The sequence below is a fragment of the Paenibacillus sp. JQZ6Y-1 genome (assembly GCF_040719145.1).
Taxonomy (GTDB): domain Bacteria; phylum Bacillota; class Bacilli; order Paenibacillales; family Paenibacillaceae; genus Saccharibacillus; species Saccharibacillus kandeliae.
The window spans coordinates 1,492,956-1,513,290 of sequence record NZ_JBFDUZ010000001.1 but is presented as its reverse complement, the minus strand read 5'-3'; the positions used below and the strand labels follow the sequence as shown (position 1 = coordinate 1,513,290).

The window sequence follows — 20,335 nt, the reverse complement described above, 5'->3', positions numbered from 1 at the left end:
GATGATGCTTACTGCTGATGATGAGACTAGCGAATGACTGTAATGGAATATTCATACCAAGTGATGGCTTGAATGAATAGGTTGAGGCGGAGCCGTTGGCTGGAATGGAATATTACCAGCCGTTGATTGTCTCTCTGTTTCGGTTCCGCTTATGATGGTAGAAAGCTATGGGTTGTACATGCTTTTGCTTTTCGAATAAATGGGTTCAGCCTACTCTTTGACCGAACCTAGTGTCATTCCTTTGACAAAGAACTTTTGCAGGAATGGATACACAATTAGGATCGGAGCAGCACCGATGAAGATTTGAGCTGCTTTGACTGTCGTCTGGGAGATCAGTTCCATCTCTTTTGGACTGGCGCTCATGGAACTCATATCCTGCTGGATGATAACTGTTTGCAGGAAGGTTGCCAGTGGAAATTGGTTGGAATTGTTCAAATACAGCAACCCGTCAAACCACGAGTTCCAGTGGAATACCATACTGAATAGTGTGATCGTTGCAATGGATGGCATGGAGATCGGCAGATACATGGTGAACAGTGTACGGAATGGACCCGCGCCATCCATAAATGCCGCCTCTTCCAGCTCCTTCGGAATCCCACGGAAGAAGTTCATCATTAGAATAACAAGGAACGTATTCACCGCACCCGGCAATACCAGTACCCAGAAGGAATCGATCAGACCAAGCTTCTGGATCACGATGTAAAACGGAACCAAACCACCGGTAAATACCATGCTGAATACAAACAGCCAAGAGTAAATAGTACGTCCTTTGAATACCGATTCTTCCTTAGATAGTGGATACGCTGCTAGGAAGGTCAGAAACAAGGTGATTGCTGTACCGATTACAGTACGCAATACGGAAATCCAGATCGAATGCAGGAAGACTGGGTTGAACATGGTCTTTTTGTATGCTTCGATGGAGAACTGAATGGGCAGCAAGCCAACGAGATTGGCATCAGCCGCTGCCTTGGAGCTAAAGGATACCGCCAGTACGTGTACCAACGGAATGATACACATGACTGACAGGAAGATTAGAAAGGCAATATTAAATACATTGAAAATGCGATAACCGCTTGTTTTATAGTACATGGTTTCCCTCTTTTCCCTCGTAAGTCATTAGAAGATGCGGTAGTTCGCCCATTTGGCGGCAGCACGGTAAGCAAGTAGAATGAGTACCATACTGATGACCGATTTGAACAGACCGATTGCTGTACCAAAGCCCATTTCCCCGTTCAGGATCGCGGTACGATACACAAACGTATCGATAATATCGCCTTTTTCATAAACGAGCGGATTGTACAGGTTGAAGATCTGGTCAAAGCCAGCGTTCAATACGTTACCAAGTGCCAGTGTGCCGACAACGGCTGCAATCGGGAAGATTGCTGGCATCGTGATATGCAGCGTTTGCTTCCAGCGAGTCGCACCATCCATTTCAGCAGCTTCATACAGCGCTGGGTTAATGCCTGCCAGAGCAGCAAGGAAGATGATCGTGTTATAACCGAATTCCTTCCACACATCCGATACGATGACCGTAAAGCGGAACCAGTCATTATCTCCGAGGAAAAAGATTGGCTGAATGCCGAAGACCGAGCTGAGAATACGGTTGGCAAAACCATCCGTTGCTAGCAGATCGATCAGGATACCGCCCAAGATAACCCAAGACAGAAAGTGCGGCAGATAGACCAACGTTTGAATCGTCCGCTGCAATTTGACGCGGCGGATTTCGTTCAGCAAAATCGCGAATACAAACGGAACAAGCAGGTTGAAGATTAGCTTCAATACGGCGATGATCAGTGTATTCCAGATGACTTGTACGCTATCCTGACGCTCGAATAGATAACGGAAGTTGTCCAGCCCAACCCATTCTGAGCCAGTAAAGCCAAGCCACGGCTTGTAATTTTGAAAAGCCATAACAATCCCGCCCATCGGCAGGTAGCTGAATAACAGCAGGAAAATCATTGACGGCAGCAGCATGACGTGGAACGGCCACGTTTTCTTTAATGTTTTCATATACTCTCCTCCTACAGTTGGGGCGATGCAGGCATGACCATTTAAGAAAATAACGACCCGGAGTCCAGGTCGTTATCTCCTTTTATGCGGCTGTACCTGCTACAGTTGGTTTGCTATTCTAGTTTATTTTTTAATGCTGCTGTACCAGTCGTTTACTTCTTTGGTTACATCATCGCCACCGGACGATTTCCATGTTTGTACAAAGGTATCAAACGAATCGATCGGGGATTTGCCATAGATAATTTCATTAAAAGTCTGACTTTCAATTTTGTTCAGGTAATCCATTTTGGTTTTCATACTTTGAGTCGTTGGACCAGTAAACATATCTGGATACGAACTATCTTTTTGAGACATCAGCACTTTGGCTGCATCTGGTGTTTCTTTACCATAGTTGGTCGCAACATCGCGTTCTAGACGAGTTTCTGGTTTGGAGCCGTCAGCCAGCTTCAGCAGAGCGTCCATTTGTGCATTTGGAATACGAGCACCGTCACGTACCAGCAGGTAACGAACGCTGTTTACGTAACCACCATCAATTTTGTCGATTGGCACGTTTTTGCCGGATGCGTCGAGATCATAGTCATATCCTTTGAACAGACCGTTGTTAAATTCGCTATCTTTGGTCGGGTTCGCCAGATTATCGAACATGTAGTTTTCGTACGTGAACAGTGCTTCAGGGTGCTTCATGTTTTTGTTAATCAGAATGACGCCGTTGGTTGTGCTTGTGCCGTGACGCATCGCTTTGCCGTCAGGACCAACAGGAATCGAGATTGGCTTCCATACTGCGCCCGGTGCGTTTTTCACTGTGTCTTGCAGCGGCCATCCGCTCATCCAGTAAGGACCCGGAATGATACCAGCTGTACCAGCAACTGCTGGCTCGGATGTTTTGTTTTCATCCCACAATGCAGCTTCTTTCGGGATGTAACCTTTGTCAAACCATTCTTTGAGTTTTTCCAGACCTTGCTTCATGCCCGGTTGGATCGAACCGTATTGCAGGGTACCGTCTGCAGCTACATTCCATTGTTGTGGCAATGTACCGTAAGCACCGAAGATCCAAGACGGATCGCCCATCCATGTGTTCATCGACGATTTGAAGCCGATACTCAGTGGAACGACTTTATCCGGGGACAGACCATCTGGGTTTTTATCTTTGAACGCTTCCATTACTTTTTCCAACTCGTCCATATTGGTTGGCGCTTTCATATTCAGCTTGTCCAGCCAGTCTTGACGAATCCAAAGTACGTAGTCGTGGTTGTATGCGTAATCAAGAACGGGGATACCCATCTTTTTACCTTCGCGGATGTATGGGTTCCAAGCGTTCGGGTCTTGCTCCATCGCTTTTTTCCATGTATCGGAGGCATATTTGTCAAACAGCGGTCCCACTTCGCTAAACATGCCAGAGTCGATCAGATCCTGTGCAAGCTGTGCATCACCGATTGTTACGACATCCGGCATTTCCTGTCCAGAAGACATTGCCAGACGCATTTTGGTTGCAAACGCTCCGTTTGTATCTGTGACTGACCAAAGTGATTTGATGTCGATACCGAGCTTATCTTTTGCCCATTTTGTAGCTACGTTATTTTCAATCGTTTCACCGTTTTTGAATTGCAGTGTCGGATCGACACCCCATACGGTCGAAATCGTTACTGGTGGATCGTATTTCTCTTTGTATGCGTTTTCAGTTGTAGCCGATGCCGTTGTACTGTTTCCGCCACCGCCGCCACATGCCGCCAGACTTCCAGCCGTCAGCACAGTTGTCAGCAGAACTGCAGCCAATTTTTTCATTCCCATGTTGCTTGCTCCCCCTTCAGGTTAAACCCTGCATGTCGTAATCTGTTGTTCATGTTTTTATTATACGGGAGGGTTGGGATTCCGCCTATGTCACGAAGTTAATATTCCTGCACCTTTTGCAACATGTTAGTTGGGATTTTGCCATTTGGCATTGTGAGGGGTTCCTAAACCTTGAGTTTGGTGGGGGGAGGGGGAGTAAGTTGATGGGGGTAGATTTTGGGGTGTTTTGTTGGTACTTTGTTTTTGCTTTTTCATTTCATATTGAATCATTAGAGTTACATTCTTAATAATCCCATAGTTCTTATGTATATGAGTTGATTGTTTTATTCTTAGGGGTATTCTTTGTTATTTAAATGGGTTTTGGGAGTATTGGGTGGAGAATCCGTCTTTTTTCAATTGGGGTTCGTTTGGTTCATAGCGGTCTTTGTCGTTTAAAGATTTGCTTTGTCTGATGCAAGTACCGAATACGCATCCGCAACGTGCTTGTTGTTGAGGTTTGGCGGCATCGACTATGGATGTTGCTTGTTCTAAATGGCTAAATAGAAAAGGAAGATGTTGCTCGTCTTTTTCTAACCAATGAAAACAGTATAGTTGCGGACATTCTTTTATTTCCATTTATTCTGTCTCCTCTCTTTCATTTTGATTCTCAATGTTCAAATCTTATAAATAATTTTAATCTTTTCCATTACTTCAACCATTACATCTCTATCACCTAAAATTAAGCAACCGCCTCTATTGATGCATTTCGTCTTTCCTACTACCCCTCCCCGCTGGGAAATGAATGTGTTGCGGCGGAGCGGAGGAAAGGGAATAAGGGCAATGAACGACTTATAGCGTTTGTGAATTTTAAACGCGGGGTTCAATAAAAAGTGATTTTTGCGAAGCAAAATATCTTACTGCTTTGGACGGGCGAGAATCTACAAGTAACTTCTAATCCGTAGATTCTCGTCCGTCCACCGGAGTTCATGCCCTTATCCCTTTCCGAAGCGGTTCCCCGCCCAGTACACATATTTATTTCCACTCAGCTATCTCTGAATTCGTTTGGTGTCATGCCGTAGTGTTTTTTGAATAGTTTGCTGAAGTATTGCGGATTTTGGTAGCCGAGTTCGGCAGTGATTTCGTAAATTTTGCGGTTGGTGTGTTTGAGCAGGTAGAGTGCCTTTTCCATACGAATACGGATAATGTAATCGCCCAGACCCTCGCCGGTTTCAGCTTTGTAGATTTTGGAAAGGTAGACCGGATGCAAGTACACACGGTCGGCAATGCTTTTGACGGAGACGTCTTGGCCAAGACTGTCGGAGACAATTTCCTGCACCTGCTTGACGACTCGGCTGCGGCTTGGTTCGTTATGCGAGGCGGTTTGCTGCACCTCCAAGCGCCCTAGTACGTTTATACACCAGCTGCGCAAGCGATCGAGTGAGCCGGTAATATGCTGGGCGGAAAATGGGTCCAATCCACCAGCATCACTTTCGCCAAGCATATGTCCGTGATGGTGAGACATGTATACGAGCGCATTGCTGACTGCGAGATACACCTCATACAGATGTTCATGAGTGAGCGGCAACGGCTCCAACGTATCCAGTACCGCCATCACTTTATCACGCGCACCGTTCCATTGACCGGATTCCAGCAGATGGATCAGCGTTGGTGGACGGTATAGTGGCTCCATATATTTGATCATTGCTGGACGCTCCTGTACGCCGCCTTCCGGTTGCAGTAAATGAATTTGTGGTTCGCTGCTACCAGAGGAATGCTGAGCGGAGCGGAGCACATGACGGTACGCAGTCGCAATCTCAGTTGGGAAGGCGAATGGTTCGCTCACATACACTGATAATGTCATTTTCAAATATGTTCGTGCATTGTCGACCAATGCCTGCACATGCTGACGTTCTTCGGTACTCAGCACATCAGCAGTTGTCTGCCACAGCATCACCAGTCCGCTGTGAGGAGCGCGACCAAACCAGACGGGAGCCTGACTGCCCAGCAATTCTACAGCAATATTGCCAACCGCGTATTCCAGCAGTCTGGCTTCGCTCTCTTCCATCCCGCGTAATGAGCTGCCAGTCGAGACGTACAACATACGCGCCAATCGTCCGGGCTGCAACGCAATCTCGTAATTGCCCAGTCGCTCAGGCAGCTCACGTTCATTCAGTTCACGACCAAGCAGCATATCGCTCAATAGTCCATCCCGCAGCAATTCCAGCTCCGACTGGCGACGATAAGCAAGCTGATTATATTTGTCCAGCTGTCCCCACTCCTGCTCAATAGAAACAACTGCCTTGCCAATGCTCTCCATAAACTGATCGTCATCGACAGGCTTTAAAATATAATCACTCGCCTTGAGCCGAATCGCCTTCTGTGCATATTCAAAATCCGAATGTCCCGTCAGCACGAGCGAACGTACAGCAGGCCAGTTGCGTGACAATTCGCCCAGCAGTTCCAATCCGTCACGATCTGGCATCCGAATGTCAGTCACCACAATATCAATCTCATGTTCTGTAAGCAACGATAGCGCTCCGTCTACTGAATCCGCGCAATATACTTGATCAATGCGCAATTGTTCCCACGGGATGGTCAGCGCTAGACTTTCCGTTACATACGATTCATCATCCACAAGCAAAATATTTACCATGTTCATTCACTTCCCCGATCTCTTTCTCTATTGCTCTGCCCCTCACCCTCAGGCAATGGTACGGCTGTCTGCCATCTCAGCTTGCCAACTCAAAGTTACTTTTAATCCCCCCAGCTCAGATTGCGACAACATCACACCCGCATCCTCACCAAAGCGTAGTTGCATCCGCTGATGCACATTCCATAAGCCGCAGCCCATTTCCTCGCCAAGCGGCTGCTGTAAGCTATTCCAAAGCTTGAATCGCCGTTCTTCATCCAGCCCTTTACCATCGTCCTCAACACTGATATACCAGCGATCCTGCTCTCGCCAGCCCTTGATCCCAATATGCCCAGCAGCCGAATACGGCTCCACCCCATGAATTACTGCATTCTCGACCAGCGGTTGGATCATCAGCGGCGGAATCGGTACTTCGCGCAGCTCCTCCGCTAGCTCAATCGTATAATTCAGCCGCGACATGCGCATTTGCTGAATCGCCAAATAGTTGCTGACAAACGCCATCTCCTCCGCCATCGGAACTAGATCGCGCTCCTGCCGAGTCGTATAGCGATAATACTGAGATAGATTTTTGGACATGGCGATGACTGCCTGCTGATTGTTCAGCTTCGCCATACTCGTAATAAAGGAAAAGCAGTTATAGAAGAAATGCGGATTGATCTGCGATTGCAGCTGCTTCAGCCGCGCTTCGCGCACATGAATTTTCTCTAAATAGACATGCTCGAACAGCGTCTGAATCTGTGCCACCATCGAATTGAAGCGATCCGCCAGATAGGCAAACTCATTGCGTCCCTTCGGCTTGATCCGAACAGAATAATCCTCCTGCTTGAGTCGATTAAATCCATAGATCAGCTGCCGCATTGGTACCTGTACCTGCGCGTACAGCAGATAAGAAGCAAGACAGCTCATCAGCAGCAGGACAATCATTGCCAGATAAAACAATCGGTTCGAATCATAAATCGGCTTCAAAATATCGTCCAGCGGAATATAATCGACCATATACCAGCCTGTCGCTTCGGAACGCACCACATTGACCATATACGGCTTGCCTTTGACATTGATCGTGCGGCTTTCCAAATCTTGCAATGGCTGTTCATGCAGCGACGCAATCAGTTGATCGGTCAGCTCATGATCTGCCGAACGATTATAAATCGTACCAAAGGACGGGTTGTAATAAAACGGATCACGGCGTCCGTCGCTCTTGAATTTGTCCAGCATATCCTGAATGTTACCGCTATCAAATTCCACTTTGACAACCGTACTGATATTGTCTGCCTCTACCGTTGCATTATATGGCGAAATCGACGTCCATGAAAATAGAAACGTCGGCGGTAATGTCGTCGATGTACCATTGATCGTTTCTGTCGTATTGCCACCCGGCTCTTGGCTCACCTGCCAGCCGGAATGAAAGCTTTGTAGCGCTTCGCTTTTGTTAATGCTCGTCACATCGTTATCCGTTATGAGTCGCTGTAACGAAGGCGAGTAAATGGACAGATGACTGCGCCAGTTCGAAGAGCTTTCCTGAATCGCCAGCTTGCTCTGGATGCGCTTGACCAAATTAATTGCATCCAGATTCAGATAATCATTTTGTAAATATAGATCATTAAAGCTGACAATATCAGGATCATGAATTAGCAGATTTGGCCATGATGCCAACAGCTCGATATTCGTATTGACCTGATTTTGAAAAAAGCTGAGTTGGTTCATATTGGACTTGTTAAGCTCCTCACTTAGCACATCCGCTGTCGTCCGATTGGAATAACTGTACAGCACAATCACCGGAATCAGCATCAGCACAACCAGCAGGACAATCTTGGTGAACAGGTTATAGCGGTACATCGTTCTTCGCACTCCTTCATCATCCCCAGCGTTGGCTGGTGCGGCGGATCATATACATGCCGCCTCTCATCAAAATGTAGCCCAGCACGCTAATCATCAGGATCATGCCGGTAAATATCACCATAAAATGAAACTCCGACGGGTCTGTAATGATCATCATAACATCATTTATGATCTTGTGGGGATCGGTAAATACATCCCAGCTATTCCAGCGAATAAACCGTCCAATGTAAATCCCAATACTGCTCAACACCAGAATGATCGCTGCGAAAATCCAGCTGCGCAGCTGTCCATACGCTTCAGCAATATGCTGCTGAACCGAGGATAACGCATATGTACCCAGCCCCAAGCCAAGCAGACCAGCACTGAAAAATAGATACAGATGATACCAAAATTCCAGATCATTCACAAAACGTCCATTCGGACGATAGTGCACAAACGGATGAATGAGATCAGTCACCAGATACGCTGAATTCGGGTAAAATAACAACCAGCATAATCCCACAAATCCAACTAGTAGCTTGCCATGCCAACGTATACGTCGCTGACGGTACACACGTAAAATGCCATCCAAGACGAGCGCAAGCACAACGGGAACCCATGCGAGAAACATATCCCAATTCAAAAAGCGATACAGCTCACGCCCCGTATACACGCGCAGATGCATACCAAGCCACACACAGAATAACGTCGCTACCAACAGTGCACCGAGCAAAATCAGCTTACCTGTCCACGGCTTCGTTCCCCAGATGCTATCATTCATCCTGCGCTCCTCCTTGGTCTGCTACGCCTCCATGCTGTGCATGAGAGATCACCTTAGCAAAGCGCTCGCAAACTTCCTCAATCTCCTCCCTGCGCACCAGCTGCTCCCGCCAATGGGAAGGAATTTGCTCATATCCATAATAAATACCTGCAAGCCCACCAGTTACCGCACCTGTTGTATCCGTGTCCAACCCTAAATTAACCGCCAGCAGCACAGCATCACGATAATTATCCGTATGCAGCAATGTCCAAATCGACGCTTCCAACGTATGCAGCACATAACCGCTCGACGAAATATCGTCTGCATCTACATGCTTCAGCGAACCGTTTACAATACGTTCAAATCGCGCATATTCCGCATGTTGTGCATAATGCGTCTTAATCGTATGACATGCCGCATCATAACAATCGGCGATGGAACGTCCATTGGCATGTAACAATTCCAAGCCGAGTTCAATATAAATCACACCCGCCAGCAGCGATACCGGATGGCGATGCGTTAGCGAAGATACACGGCGTACCCATTCGTACCGTGTAGCAATATCCATGCCATCCAATCGATACACCAATGGTAAAATACGCATGAGTGAGCCATTCCCATTGCTATATTCATCCGTTCCACCTGCTTCTTCCACTGGCACAGTGCCACTTTCCATAATCGCAATCGCCTGCCGAGTCGCGATCCCAATATCAAATAGCTCATCATGTGCCGTCCATAATCCTTGTCGATACCATTGAATAAAGCGACGACTGAGATCATTGGTATCCAATTGTGGATGTAGCATCAAGCTGTACAGTAAGCAATAGGTCATCGTACTATCATCCGACCACGTTCCCGGCGGCTGATTGTGTGTGCCATAGCCGATCATATCAGTTGCTGGATGACGAGCGATCTCTTGACGATTTTGAAATTCATAAGGTACGCCTACTGCATCACCGACAAAAAGGCCGATAATGCCGTCGCGTACGCGTTGGATTGTATTCATAAGGTATAGTTCCTTTCGGTAAGTTGGTATATTCCTTGTTTATGCGTATGATTCCGCACGAAATTGATGCTATAATCGTATGTAATCTATGGAGGAGTGAGCAGCATGATTATTGATATTCAGCACGCCAGCTGGCGGCGGGAAACCGGTCTAATCATCGGCGACGTTTCTTGGCAGGTACAGCCCGGCGAACATTGGTGTCTGCTAGGTCTGAACGGCTCCGGCAAAACGACACTGCTTAACATGATCAACGGATACATATGGCCTACGACTGGACGTATCTCTGTACTTGGCGAGACATTCGGCGAAGTCGATCTACGCGAGCATCGCAAAAAAATCGGCTGGGTTAGCACCTCATTACAGCAGCGACTACATGGCCGCGATACAGCGGAAAATATCGTACTCAGCGGCAAATTTGCCTCCATCGGCATTTATACCGAAGTGGCAGATAGTGACCGCGAACAAGCAGCATTGCTCATGCGTCAATTGGATGCTGAGCATCTGACCGGACGCACTTATGATACCTTATCTCAAGGAGAGCGGCAACGTATCCTGATTGCCCGTGCGCTGATGGCGTCGCCGGAATTACTCATTTTGGATGAGCCATGTACCGGTTTGGATATCTTTGCACGTGATCAGCTGCTGCATCGGGTTCAGCAAATTGCTATGCAGGAGAATGCGCCCACGCTCATCTATGTCACCCATCATATTGAAGAGATTATGCCTTGCTTTAACAAAACGCTGCTGCTGCGCGATGGCGATGTATTCGCTGCTGGTAATACAGCAGATATGCTAGATTCTCAGCGCTTGAGCGAATTTTTCCAAACCGATGTGGAAGTGCGTCCCGAACCGGGGGAGCGCTATTCCATCCGCCTAACTGGCAATTAGCCGAAAGGAGTCATTCATCTATGAAATACAGATATCTCGGTCGCAGCGGTTTGCAGGTGTCCCTGCTCGGTCTCGGCACTAATTCCTTCGGTAAACGTGCCGATAAAAAAACCTCCATTCAAATTCTGCATGCTGCCATTGATAGCGGAATTAACTTTATCGATACTGCCAACATTTATGCCAATACTGCTTCCGAAGAAATTATCGGCGAAGGCCTGAAAAGTGGCAAGCGCCAACAGGTCATTCTCGCGACCAAAGCCGGATTGCCGCGTGGCGAGGATGCTAATCAACGTGGCTCGTCGCGTTATCATTTGCAGCGTGAACTGGATGACAGTCTGCGCCGACTACAAACCGATCATGTCGATCTGTACCAGATTCATACCTTTGATCCCAATACGCCGCTGGATGAAACGCTGCGTACATTGGAGCATATGGTCCAATCCGGTAAGGTTCGATATATCGGCGCATCAAACTATGCAGCTTGGGAATTGATGAAGGCACTCGGCTTGAGTGACCGTTTGGGCGTGGAACGCTTTATTTCCCTGCAAACGTCGTATTCGCTTGCCGACCGTACACCGGAGCAGGAATTGACTCCGCTCTGTCTGGATCAGGGAGTCGGCATCATTCCGTATTTCCCACTAGCAGGCGGCATTCTGACAGGAAAATATTCCCAAGATGACGAAGCGCCGGCTGGATCGCGCGCAGATAAGGATCCTTCATTTAACCGACTAATGACAGGCGAGCGTATCGGTCTGGCAGACGGGATTAGCTGGTTGTCACGCTCATTGTCCATCGACCCAGCGGTATTGTCGCTGGCATGGCTGATGGAGCAACCGGCAGTATCCAGTATCATTGCTGGCGCTACCTCCGTTTCTCAGCTGCAAAATAATATGAATAGCATCCATATTACGCTGAGTGATGAAGTGAAGGCAGAACTAGAACACCTGAGCAAGCCGTTCCGTTACAGCGAGCCATTCGCTACGTATCGTCTCTGGTAGGAAGTATGATCCGCTTTTGATGTAGTCATACGTGGATGAGGATGAAGGAAAACGATGTGCATTCATATGTACATTCTTTTCCTTCATTCTTCTTTTGCTTGATCCTTGCGATGACTCTGTGTGCTATGTAAGAGTATGGTATGCTTGAAAATGAAAGGATTTCTATTGATATTGTAGCTTTATTATTTTTTGCCTATCCAAAGGAGGTTAACCGATGTCCCATTTCTCTAGTCCTTCATCCCATAGCGAGACAAGTTTTACATATCCAGCGAAGATTCAATTCCCGCCTGCACTGCAGCCCGGTGACAAGGTTGCCGTTACTGCTCCATCTAGTGGAGTTACGACTCAACTGCATCATCTTATCCATAGTATGCGCGATTATTTGAAATCGCTTGGCTATGAGCCGGTGATCGGTACGAGCGTTTGGACAGACAATAAATGTGTGAGTTTACCAAAAAAAGAACGAGCCGCTGAGCTGCAAACCTTCCTGCTTGATCCAGACATCAAGGCGATTATTCCACCGTGGGGCGGCGAATTCCTGATGGAGCTGTTGCCACTGCTGGATTGGGCTGCGATTCGGACATTGCCGCCCAAATGGATTCTAGGCTTTTCCGATACGAGTACATTAACATTTGTATATACGCTATACACCGGTTATGGTAGTGCTCATGGACCGAGCGGTGTCGATATTGCACGAGCAGATGATGAGATCACAGCGCGTTGGTATGATCTGCTGACCGCCCAAGTGGGGCAACCAGTGGAACAGCAATCCTCCACCCATTACCAATCTAGCAGTGATTTTAGCAAACCGGGCTTTAAGCTGGATGCACCAACACGCTGGGAGATTCTTGGTCAGGAAAAGCAAGCTAGCGCGAAGGTCAACGTATCGGGTCGATTGCTGGGTGGGTGTCTAGATGTAATGACACCGCTGATCGGCACCGCTTGGGCGCCAGTATCTTCCTTTGTCGAACAGTATGGAAAAGAAGACGGCATCATCTGGTATCTGGAGAGTTGTGAGATGAATGCCGCCGATATTTACCGTCATCTGTGGCAATTGCAGCAAAATGGCTGGTTCCAGCATACTCGCGCTGTACTGATCGGTCGCCCTGCCGGGTATGCACATGTAAAAAACTTCAAACTCATCGATGCGCTGCATAATGTATTTGATGAGCTGGATTTCCCTGTGATCTACAATGTAGACATCGGTCACATTCCGCCGCAGGTAACATTAATCAATGGTGCACAAGCCGAGATTACAGTTACAGGTGGCAAGGGAACGATTGTTCAAACGCTGGACGAATAATATAGACAGCGCAGATTTGGTAAACCATCATGCGGATATATTGCCCCATTTCTTGTGGAACAGGATATGATGTAGAACCATGTTACGCTGTTGTCTGTAAAAAGCTTCATTTTTAGGATATATGGCAATACCTACTTCCCTAACAAACATCCCCTGTACCGCTGCCATCGACAAGTTGACTCTGTGATCAGAACGCTAGAAATGATCTCTGAACAGGTCAGTAGACGATCAAAATGCAGCTACAGGGGATTGTTATATCTTCTTTTTTGCCAATCCATATCGAATGCCATACCACGCTATATACCCCACACAAGCACCGAGTGTATTCAGAAAAATATCATCCACATCAAATGCTCCACGTCTGGTCATCAGCTGTACGCTCTCTAGTAACAAAATAAACAGCGCAAACACGCCTGCAAAGTGCAGCATACGCACCCTCCACACCAATGGAATCAACAAGCCAAACGGTACAAACACCGCGATATTCCCCAGCAAATTAATCCACTGATCCATCACCGTCCCGATACGCATCGTCGCGAAATCGGCAATCGTACGTAACGGAATCAGATTATACCGATATGGCGTATTTGCATCAGGTGCATGGCGACCAAATCCGAAAAACATCCAGTACAGTAACAATAGCGTATACGCTATCAACAAAAAGGTAGCGATTGTTTTACTCATCATACCCGCTTAGTCAAAGGTAACGATTGTACTCGATGATGGGCAAGCGACGAATACTGTCCCTCCGTTGTATCCGCAAGCAGCAATTCCAGCAATCCATTCGGTACTAATACGGCATGCTGCTGCTGTTGAATTTCCTGCAACGTTTTCCATACGGCTCGATAGGTAACCTCTCCTTCCAGCCCCTCAATGACATCTCGCTCATACCACTGAGCATCCGGCAATTGCCCTTCATATATAAAAGCCAGATCATGCCCATGCTTCGGCTGTGCAGGCAATTCCTCCACTGCCACACCACAGCTTTCAGCGATTTCCTCTATATGAGTAGTGTAGTGATTTTCGATCACATAACGCAGGATGGGCTGCTCAATCACAGCGCCAATCTCCTCCTGCACTTCGCGGACGACGGTATCGATACTTTGCTCCCCATATTCCATCGTTCCACCGATCGGACGATACATGATGCGTCCACTACTGGCGTATACCATTTCTTGAAACAGATACCGTCCTTGCCGTTCAAATAGACATAAACAAGAAGTGCGTATATTCATCCTCATGTTCCTCCCCTATGTATTATTAAGAGCGCTGCTGTAAATCGCTCCATCGCAAGGCGGTTTCACGATACAGTTTGCCGCCGATTTTAATCGTTTGCTCCTTATCAGGCACAGCCCCGTAATGCTGGTAGAAGGCAATGGTCGGATTGTCGCGCAGCGCCCAGACGATTGCCTGATCATAATGCTGCTGCTTGAGCCATTCCAGCATACGGGACAGTAATTGACCACCCCAGCCTTGTCCCTGCACGGACGATAGCAAATACAGCGCGTAGATTTCTCCCTCGCGCTGTGCATGGTTGTGTACCGATTGCTCTCGACTGCTTCCGCCACTGATAAAGCCGGTAATCACTCCTGCATCATCCTCCAACACTAGCAAATGATAGCTGTCATTCATCCGGCTTAATTGCTGCTTCCATGCCTGCTGTCTCTGTTTAATGGATAATTGCTGCAAATACGTACGATCGAGCAGACCAGCATACGTCGTCTGCCAGCTGTGCACATGAACGGTAGCGATGCCGAGATCATCGCCGATCCTTGCTTCACGAATGATCATGCTGCACATCCTGTTCCGCTTGTGACAGCTGCCATGCTTGATATCCCATTTGATAAAAGTCTGCCAGATCATGGCGCCCCGTACTGCGGAAGCGAAGCTCTGCCTCGTCCATACTCACTACATCCACAATCTCCACCTGCTCACCATCCAATGGATTGAGCGGTTGACCGTCCAACTGCACCTGTCCATATCCCGCTAAACGGATAAATCGTGGATGCGGAATATGTGGACGATATGGCGTATCCGCACAGGATTGGCAGTCAAAATAACCAAATACCGTATAATCAACTAGCGTACCACCTGTTTCTTCCAACACTTCGCGTCGTAATCCTTCCAGTGGAGCTTCTCCCGGTTCCAGTGTACCGCCCGGCAATTCCCAGCGCCCATCCGTTAGTCGAATCATGACCACCTGATCGCCCACCATCGGCACAATCGATACATTGCTGATCAATGCTTGCTGTTCGGATGACAATGCAGGAGCTGGTCGAAAAGAAGCTGTCACTGGTCCCCAGACGATAGGCGCAGATAGCGTAGGCAGCGAATGATAATATCGCTCCATATCCAGCGTATGCCGTGCAGCCTGCATCCATGGATGTACAACCGCTAACCTACCCGGTTCACCGAAAATATAATCCACATACACATCAATCGCATCATCCAGCGAATGCTCCACTGCCTGCCGCATTAAGGCAATATACGGCGCCGAATCCGACGGTGCCCATGACAGCTTGTCCGCGATAAAGAGTAGCTTGTCCATCGGCTGCATGTTTCCTTTTAGCGTAGTATGACAGCCAATCGCACTTAGCAACGCTGCATCATTTAGCCCAAATATATGCTCTGCTATCCACGCAGACAATGTTTGATGCAGTAAAAAGGGAACCTGTCGCTCCGCATCCACCACATCCAATCCCAATTGTAGCGCTAACTCCAGCTTTTGGTGATCGGGAATCACGGTAGATATATCATGCAGCCAACCACCCAATACGCCAGTATGCACATCCTGACCATATCGCTGTGCTAGCTGATTCGCCTGATTCGCAACCTCCTGACAATGAGTCCACGTATCATCCGCATGATTCTGTTTAAAAAATATACCTATATAGTCATGCAACAGCATATCTTCGCTGTGCAACTCATCCACTGAAGGAAAATAAGTGATTAGCTCCTGTGGAATATATGGCTTGTCCAATGAAAGATGTAATCGTTGATCAACCATTCTGTTTCCCTCCACACCTGTAGAATATTGAATCAAATAACAAACCTGAATTCATAGTGATAATCTATGTGATACAAGATCAATGATAGAGAGGGCATCATAATGAGTATATCCGCAATATTCCGTATCCGCAAAAAATCAAACTGAACGTATCAAAAATCCCGTTATGTTTGCGCATGGAAATCTTCACTTCCACTGCATATAACGGGATTTTTGATACTTTATTCGATTTTGGCATGCCATCCATCTGCTTATGGTGAAAATGACAAACTACATGTAGCAGTGCGACATCTTTTTCATTTGCAACTTAGGATGGGCATTCCTTCAATTAGGAAGGTTTGCAGCCTAATGATTTACAGCTTGCTATCGTCGATCTGGTTCAGCCAGCCTTCAATATCGCCGATGACAGACGATACGCAGCCTTCTTGGAACGGCGAGATCAGACCTGCCACATCCACCAGCTCGGTAAACGATTTGCTACCACCCTGTTGGCATAGGTTCACATAATCCGCCCATGCTGCCGGTTGATCTTCGTGCATTCTTTTCCAGAACTGGAATGCACAGATTTGTGCCAGCGTGTAGTCGATATAGTAGAATGGCGCTTCATAGATATGACCCTGCTTCTGCCAGTAGCCGCCACCTTCCAAATAAGGATTATCGCTTTGATCCCAATATGGCAGGTATTTCTCTTCCAGCGATTTCCAAGCTGCTTTGCGCTCTGCTGGTGAGAAGTCTGGATTGTCATACACGATATGCTGGAATTCGTCCACAGCTGTACCATAAGGGATAAAGATCAGTGCGCTTGATAGATGATCGAATTTGTATTTATCCGTGTCTTCTTTGAAGAACAGCTCCATCCAAGGCCATGTGAAAAATTCCATGCTCATCGAATGAATCTCTGCCGCTTCATAGGTCGGCCAGATATATTCCGGCACTTTGAAGTTACGGCTTTGATATACTTGGAACGCATGTCCCATTTCGTGAGTCAACACGTCAATATCGCCGGATGTACCATTGAAGTTGGCAAAGATGAATGGGCTTTGGTAATCGTTCAGGAAGGTACAATAACCTCCACCCATTTTGCCTTTTTTGCTGAGCAGATCCATCAATTCATTGTCTTGCATAAAGGTATAGAATTGATCAATCTCTGGCGACAGCTCGGAGTACATTTTCGCACCGTTGTTAATAATGAAGTCAGCGTCACCCTTTGGAGTTGGGTTGCCTGTCGAGAAGCTGAAGTTCTGGTCAAAATAAGCCAGACGCTCTACACCCAGACGATTGCGTTGACGCTCTTTCAGACGGGATGCCGCAGGTACGATATATTCTTCCACCTGCTTGCGGAATGCAGCTACTTGCTCTGGCCCGTAATCGGTACGACCCATGCGTGCATACGCCAGCTCAGTGAAGTTATTGTAGCCTAATTTGCGGGCAATGCCTGTACGCACTTTGACCAATTCATCGTAAATGCGATCCAGCTCACCACTATTTTCCGCTAAGAAACCATAGGATGCTTCTCCCGCACGTTGACGCATATCGCGGTCTTTGGACTGCGCGAATGGTGCCAATTGACTGAGCGTGCGTTCTTCGCCTTCAAACGGGATTTTTGCCGAGGCAATCAGTTGTGCGTAAGCGGTTGCCAGCTTGTTCTCCTGCTGAAGATCGCCGATGATGTCAGGATGGAATGTTTTCAACGTCAGCTCTGCCGAAGCGAACAGCTGATGTCCCCATTTCTGCTCCAGCTCACTACGGAAGGCGGAATGTACCAGCGCTTTGTAGTAGCTGTCTATGTATTCTTGAAAAACAGGGCCAATCTCATCCATAAATTCCTGCTCGGCTTTGTAAAACTCGTCTTCGGTATTGATCGAATGACGTACCGATACAAGCTGCACCTGCGTCGAAAACGCGTTGCTTAGTTTGTTGATGTCCGCCATCGCCTCATCCTGCTCGTCAAAGCTGGATGCTGTTGTAAAACGGTTCAGCAGCTGGTCAAATTCCGCTTTCAACTGGTCCATATCTGGACGTTTGTACGTAAATTCGCTAAACTTCATACACTTGCACCTCACTGTCATAAACTCGGAATCTACCGGCTATTTACATGTTACTAAATTTCACAATACATGAACAGATTTTTTATCCGCTGGTCGAATAAAAATGTAAAAAATAATGTAATTTAGCCAAACTACGCTGTATTTCCACCTATCAAACATCCTTTTTCGTTTATAATCCTACCCATTTACTACACAGTAGATGGGTATATTTAGAAATTTCGTCCCATTACTCATGACTGCATAACCATAGATAGCGTGTGAAGCTGCCTTTATGCAAATGACAAAGCTGTTGAATAGCTAGCCCCGCTTCGGTTAGCGAATGTGCGATATGTTCTGTAGAAATAACTAGCTGGGTAGGCGCTAGCCGACCTGCTGCTTGAAGCATCTGTAGACGCTCATTATCTTCCAAAACCGAACATAAATTGTAAGGCAAATCGAGAATAAGCGCATCATAGCTGCCCTTCAGCTCACGTAAATCGCCAATACTGACAATGTTAGGCATATGATAATGCAGTAAATTTTCGCGTGCGCCCTGTACAGCTAGCGGATTGAGATCGTACCCAACCGTATTTATATTCATCGACAATGCCTCTACTAGAACTGTTCCAATTCCACAGCACGGATCAATCAATGTACGTCCAGTTGGATGTGGCAATGCAATATTGACCGCTGCTCTTGCCACGCGTGTACTGAGCGCTGTGGAATAATGGCGTGGCTTGTCATTATGCTGCAACCAGACCGATGGTGCGAGCGCGCATCTGCCCATCACCCAGCGTCCGCCACTATATGCGATGCCGAATAACACTTGCGGCTGCTTCATCTGCGCCTTGCCGTGTATACACATACCGATTCGGCGTTCCAGCTGACGCTTCTCATCATAGGAAAACGTCTGCTGCGCATCCAAACAAAGTAGCTTGAAGGTGAGCTGCTCCCCCTCTTCGTCCAGCACATGAATCTGTTTCGCAAGCTGTTCCAATTGTTCCAATGAGTCTGCTTCCAGCTGTATATCCAGCCGATAATGTACAAACGGACTGCGTTCCGGTGGGACAGCAATCGTTGTTTCCACATATCCAGCTTGTGGTTCCGTATCCAGCAATCGCTTCAACTCTAACGCACATAATTCACGCTCATCCTCATGGCAGGCGTAGGTATATAGATAACTAGATACGCGATTATTCTGATCATGCAAATCGTGATGCTTTATCAATCCTGTTCCTCTTTTCCTATTGATACGACTGGGGCGCTTCGCTGTACACCCGCATCCAGCAAGCGCTTGTTCAAGGCACGTGCAAAAGACACCGCATGCGCACCGTCACCATGAATACAGACGGTATCTGCCTGAATGGGAACGTAGCTACCATCTACAGCACGAACTGTACCCGTGGTCAACATATGAATGATCTGATCCACAGCGACGTTAGTATCGTCGATAAGCGCATCTGGATGCTGACGCGGCGTTAACGTACCGTCTGCCTGATAGGTGCGATCAGCGAATACTTCACTTGCTACCTGTAGTCCTGCTTCGTGTCCCGCCTGTATCAACAGACTGCCGGACAATCCATACAGGATCAAATCGCTATCATATGCGGCAATGGCCCGCGCGATCTGATCGGCAAGCGACTGCGATACTGCTGCCATATTATACAATGCTCCATGCGGCTTCACATGATGCAGTCGTCCACCTTCCTGACGAACAAACGCATCCAGCGCGCCGAGCTGATACGTAACCAAATCGTATGCTTCCTGTGGCGAAATATTCATGTGTCGCCGTCCAAATCCGACTAGATCCGGCAAACCCGGATGTGCACCGATAGCTACACCGTGTTGCAGTGCGCCTTGCACCGCTCGCCGCATAACTCCCGGATCGCCAGCATGAAATCCACAAGCGATATTAGCAGAGGTAATCTCCGCGTACAGCTGCTCATCATTTCCGATGACATAAGCGCCAAAGCTCTCACCCATATCGCAATTTATATCCAGTATAATAGGCTGCGTTTGCTTTTCATTACGATTCTCCGCATTACTATTCTTTGCATTACCGCTCGCTGCATGATTATGATCTAGATTGCTGCTCTCTAGA

18 protein-coding genes are annotated in these 20,335 nt (G+C 47.4%); 3 read left to right on the top strand and 15 right to left on the bottom strand.

The window, feature by feature from the left end; genetic code table 11:
* Window positions 1-210 precede the first annotated feature (210 nt).
* From ABXR35_RS06670 to ABXR35_RS06635, 8 genes are all read right to left on the bottom strand, one after another.
* Window positions 211-1,089, bottom strand: a complete 879-nt coding sequence (locus ABXR35_RS06670; protein WP_367057194.1) for a carbohydrate ABC transporter permease — start codon at window positions 1,087-1,089, stop codon at window positions 211-213.
* Window positions 1,090-1,116: 27 nt separating this feature from the next.
* Window positions 1,117-2,010 carry an ABC transporter permease gene (locus ABXR35_RS06665; RefSeq protein ID WP_367057191.1) on the bottom strand — a complete coding sequence of 298 codons (894 nt, stop codon included), beginning with the start codon at window positions 2,008-2,010 and terminating at the stop codon, window positions 1,117-1,119.
* A 123-nt stretch (window positions 2,011-2,133) separates the two neighbouring features.
* Window positions 2,134-3,798, bottom strand: a complete 1,665-nt coding sequence (locus ABXR35_RS06660; RefSeq protein ID WP_367057188.1) for an extracellular solute-binding protein — start codon at window positions 3,796-3,798, stop codon at window positions 2,134-2,136.
* A gap of 345 nt (window positions 3,799-4,143) precedes the next feature.
* Window positions 4,144-4,413, bottom strand: a complete 270-nt coding sequence (locus ABXR35_RS06655) for a hypothetical protein (RefSeq protein WP_367057185.1) — start codon at window positions 4,411-4,413, stop codon at window positions 4,144-4,146.
* A 406-nt stretch (window positions 4,414-4,819) separates the two neighbouring features.
* Window positions 4,820-6,430, bottom strand: coding sequence for a response regulator (locus ABXR35_RS06650; RefSeq protein ID WP_367057182.1), 1,611 nt, complete (start codon window positions 6,428-6,430; stop codon window positions 4,820-4,822).
* Window positions 6,431-6,478: 48 nt separating this feature from the next.
* On the bottom strand, window positions 6,479-8,263 hold the full coding sequence (locus ABXR35_RS06645; protein ID WP_367057179.1) for a sensor histidine kinase: 1,785 nt from the start codon (window positions 8,261-8,263) through the stop codon (window positions 6,479-6,481).
* Window positions 8,264-8,282: 19 nt separating this feature from the next.
* Window positions 8,283-9,026 carry a DUF1361 domain-containing protein gene (locus ABXR35_RS06640; RefSeq protein WP_367057176.1) on the bottom strand — a complete coding sequence of 248 codons (744 nt, stop codon included), beginning with the start codon at window positions 9,024-9,026 and terminating at the stop codon, window positions 8,283-8,285.
* A complete protein-coding gene (locus tag ABXR35_RS06635; RefSeq protein WP_367057173.1) occupies window positions 9,019-10,011 on the bottom strand; it encodes an ADP-ribosylglycohydrolase family protein in 993 nt (330 codons plus the stop codon). The genes ABXR35_RS06640 and ABXR35_RS06635 overlap by 8 nt, the downstream gene beginning before the upstream one ends.
* Window positions 10,012-10,116: 105 nt before the next feature.
* On the opposite strand from ABXR35_RS06635, the gene ABXR35_RS06630 reads away from it, so the two are divergent.
* The 3 genes from ABXR35_RS06630 (at window position 10,117) to ABXR35_RS06620 (ending at window position 13,200) form a co-directional block, all read left to right on the top strand.
* Complete coding sequence (locus ABXR35_RS06630) at window positions 10,117-10,899, top strand: ABC transporter ATP-binding protein (RefSeq protein WP_367057170.1); 783 nt, start codon at window positions 10,117-10,119, stop codon at window positions 10,897-10,899.
* 20 nt (window positions 10,900-10,919) lie between these two features.
* Window positions 10,920-11,897: an aldo/keto reductase gene (locus ABXR35_RS06625; RefSeq protein WP_367057167.1), complete on the top strand. Its 978-nt coding sequence runs from the start codon at window positions 10,920-10,922 to the stop codon at window positions 11,895-11,897.
* 214 nt (window positions 11,898-12,111) lie between these two features.
* On the top strand, window positions 12,112-13,200 hold the full coding sequence (locus tag ABXR35_RS06620) for a S66 family peptidase (protein ID WP_367057164.1): 1,089 nt from the start codon (window positions 12,112-12,114) through the stop codon (window positions 13,198-13,200).
* 252 nt (window positions 13,201-13,452) lie between these two features.
* Here ABXR35_RS06620 and ABXR35_RS06615 read toward each other — a convergent pair whose 3' ends face one another.
* The 7 genes from ABXR35_RS06615 to ABXR35_RS06585 form a co-directional block, all read right to left on the bottom strand.
* Window positions 13,453-13,887, bottom strand: coding sequence for a VanZ family protein (locus ABXR35_RS06615; protein WP_367057161.1), 435 nt, complete (start codon window positions 13,885-13,887; stop codon window positions 13,453-13,455).
* A complete protein-coding gene (locus ABXR35_RS06610) occupies window positions 13,884-14,435 on the bottom strand; it encodes an NUDIX domain-containing protein (RefSeq protein ID WP_367057158.1) in 552 nt (183 codons plus the stop codon). The genes ABXR35_RS06615 and ABXR35_RS06610 overlap by 4 nt, the downstream gene beginning before the upstream one ends.
* A 25-nt stretch (window positions 14,436-14,460) precedes the next feature.
* On the bottom strand, window positions 14,461-14,991 hold the full coding sequence (locus ABXR35_RS06605; RefSeq protein WP_367057155.1) for a GNAT family N-acetyltransferase: 531 nt from the start codon (window positions 14,989-14,991) through the stop codon (window positions 14,461-14,463).
* Entirely contained in the window at window positions 14,978-16,207 is a 1,230-nt protein-coding gene (gene yqeK / locus ABXR35_RS06600; RefSeq protein ID WP_367057152.1) for a bis(5'-nucleosyl)-tetraphosphatase (symmetrical) YqeK, read from the bottom strand. Before yqeK ends, ABXR35_RS06605 begins: the two co-directional genes overlap by 14 nt.
* A gap of 353 nt (window positions 16,208-16,560) precedes the next feature.
* Entirely contained in the window at window positions 16,561-18,255 is a 1,695-nt protein-coding gene (locus ABXR35_RS06595) for a M3 family oligoendopeptidase (protein ID WP_367057149.1), read from the bottom strand.
* 226 nt (window positions 18,256-18,481) lie between these two features.
* Window positions 18,482-19,462 (bottom strand): TRM11 family SAM-dependent methyltransferase, encoded by a 981-nt coding sequence (locus tag ABXR35_RS06590; protein ID WP_367057146.1) that lies wholly within the window; start codon window positions 19,460-19,462, stop codon window positions 18,482-18,484.
* Window positions 19,459-20,217, bottom strand: coding sequence for a LamB/YcsF family protein (locus ABXR35_RS06585; protein WP_436669348.1), 759 nt, complete (start codon window positions 20,215-20,217; stop codon window positions 19,459-19,461). The genes ABXR35_RS06590 and ABXR35_RS06585 overlap by 4 nt, the downstream gene beginning before the upstream one ends.
* Window positions 20,218-20,335 lie beyond the last annotated feature (118 nt).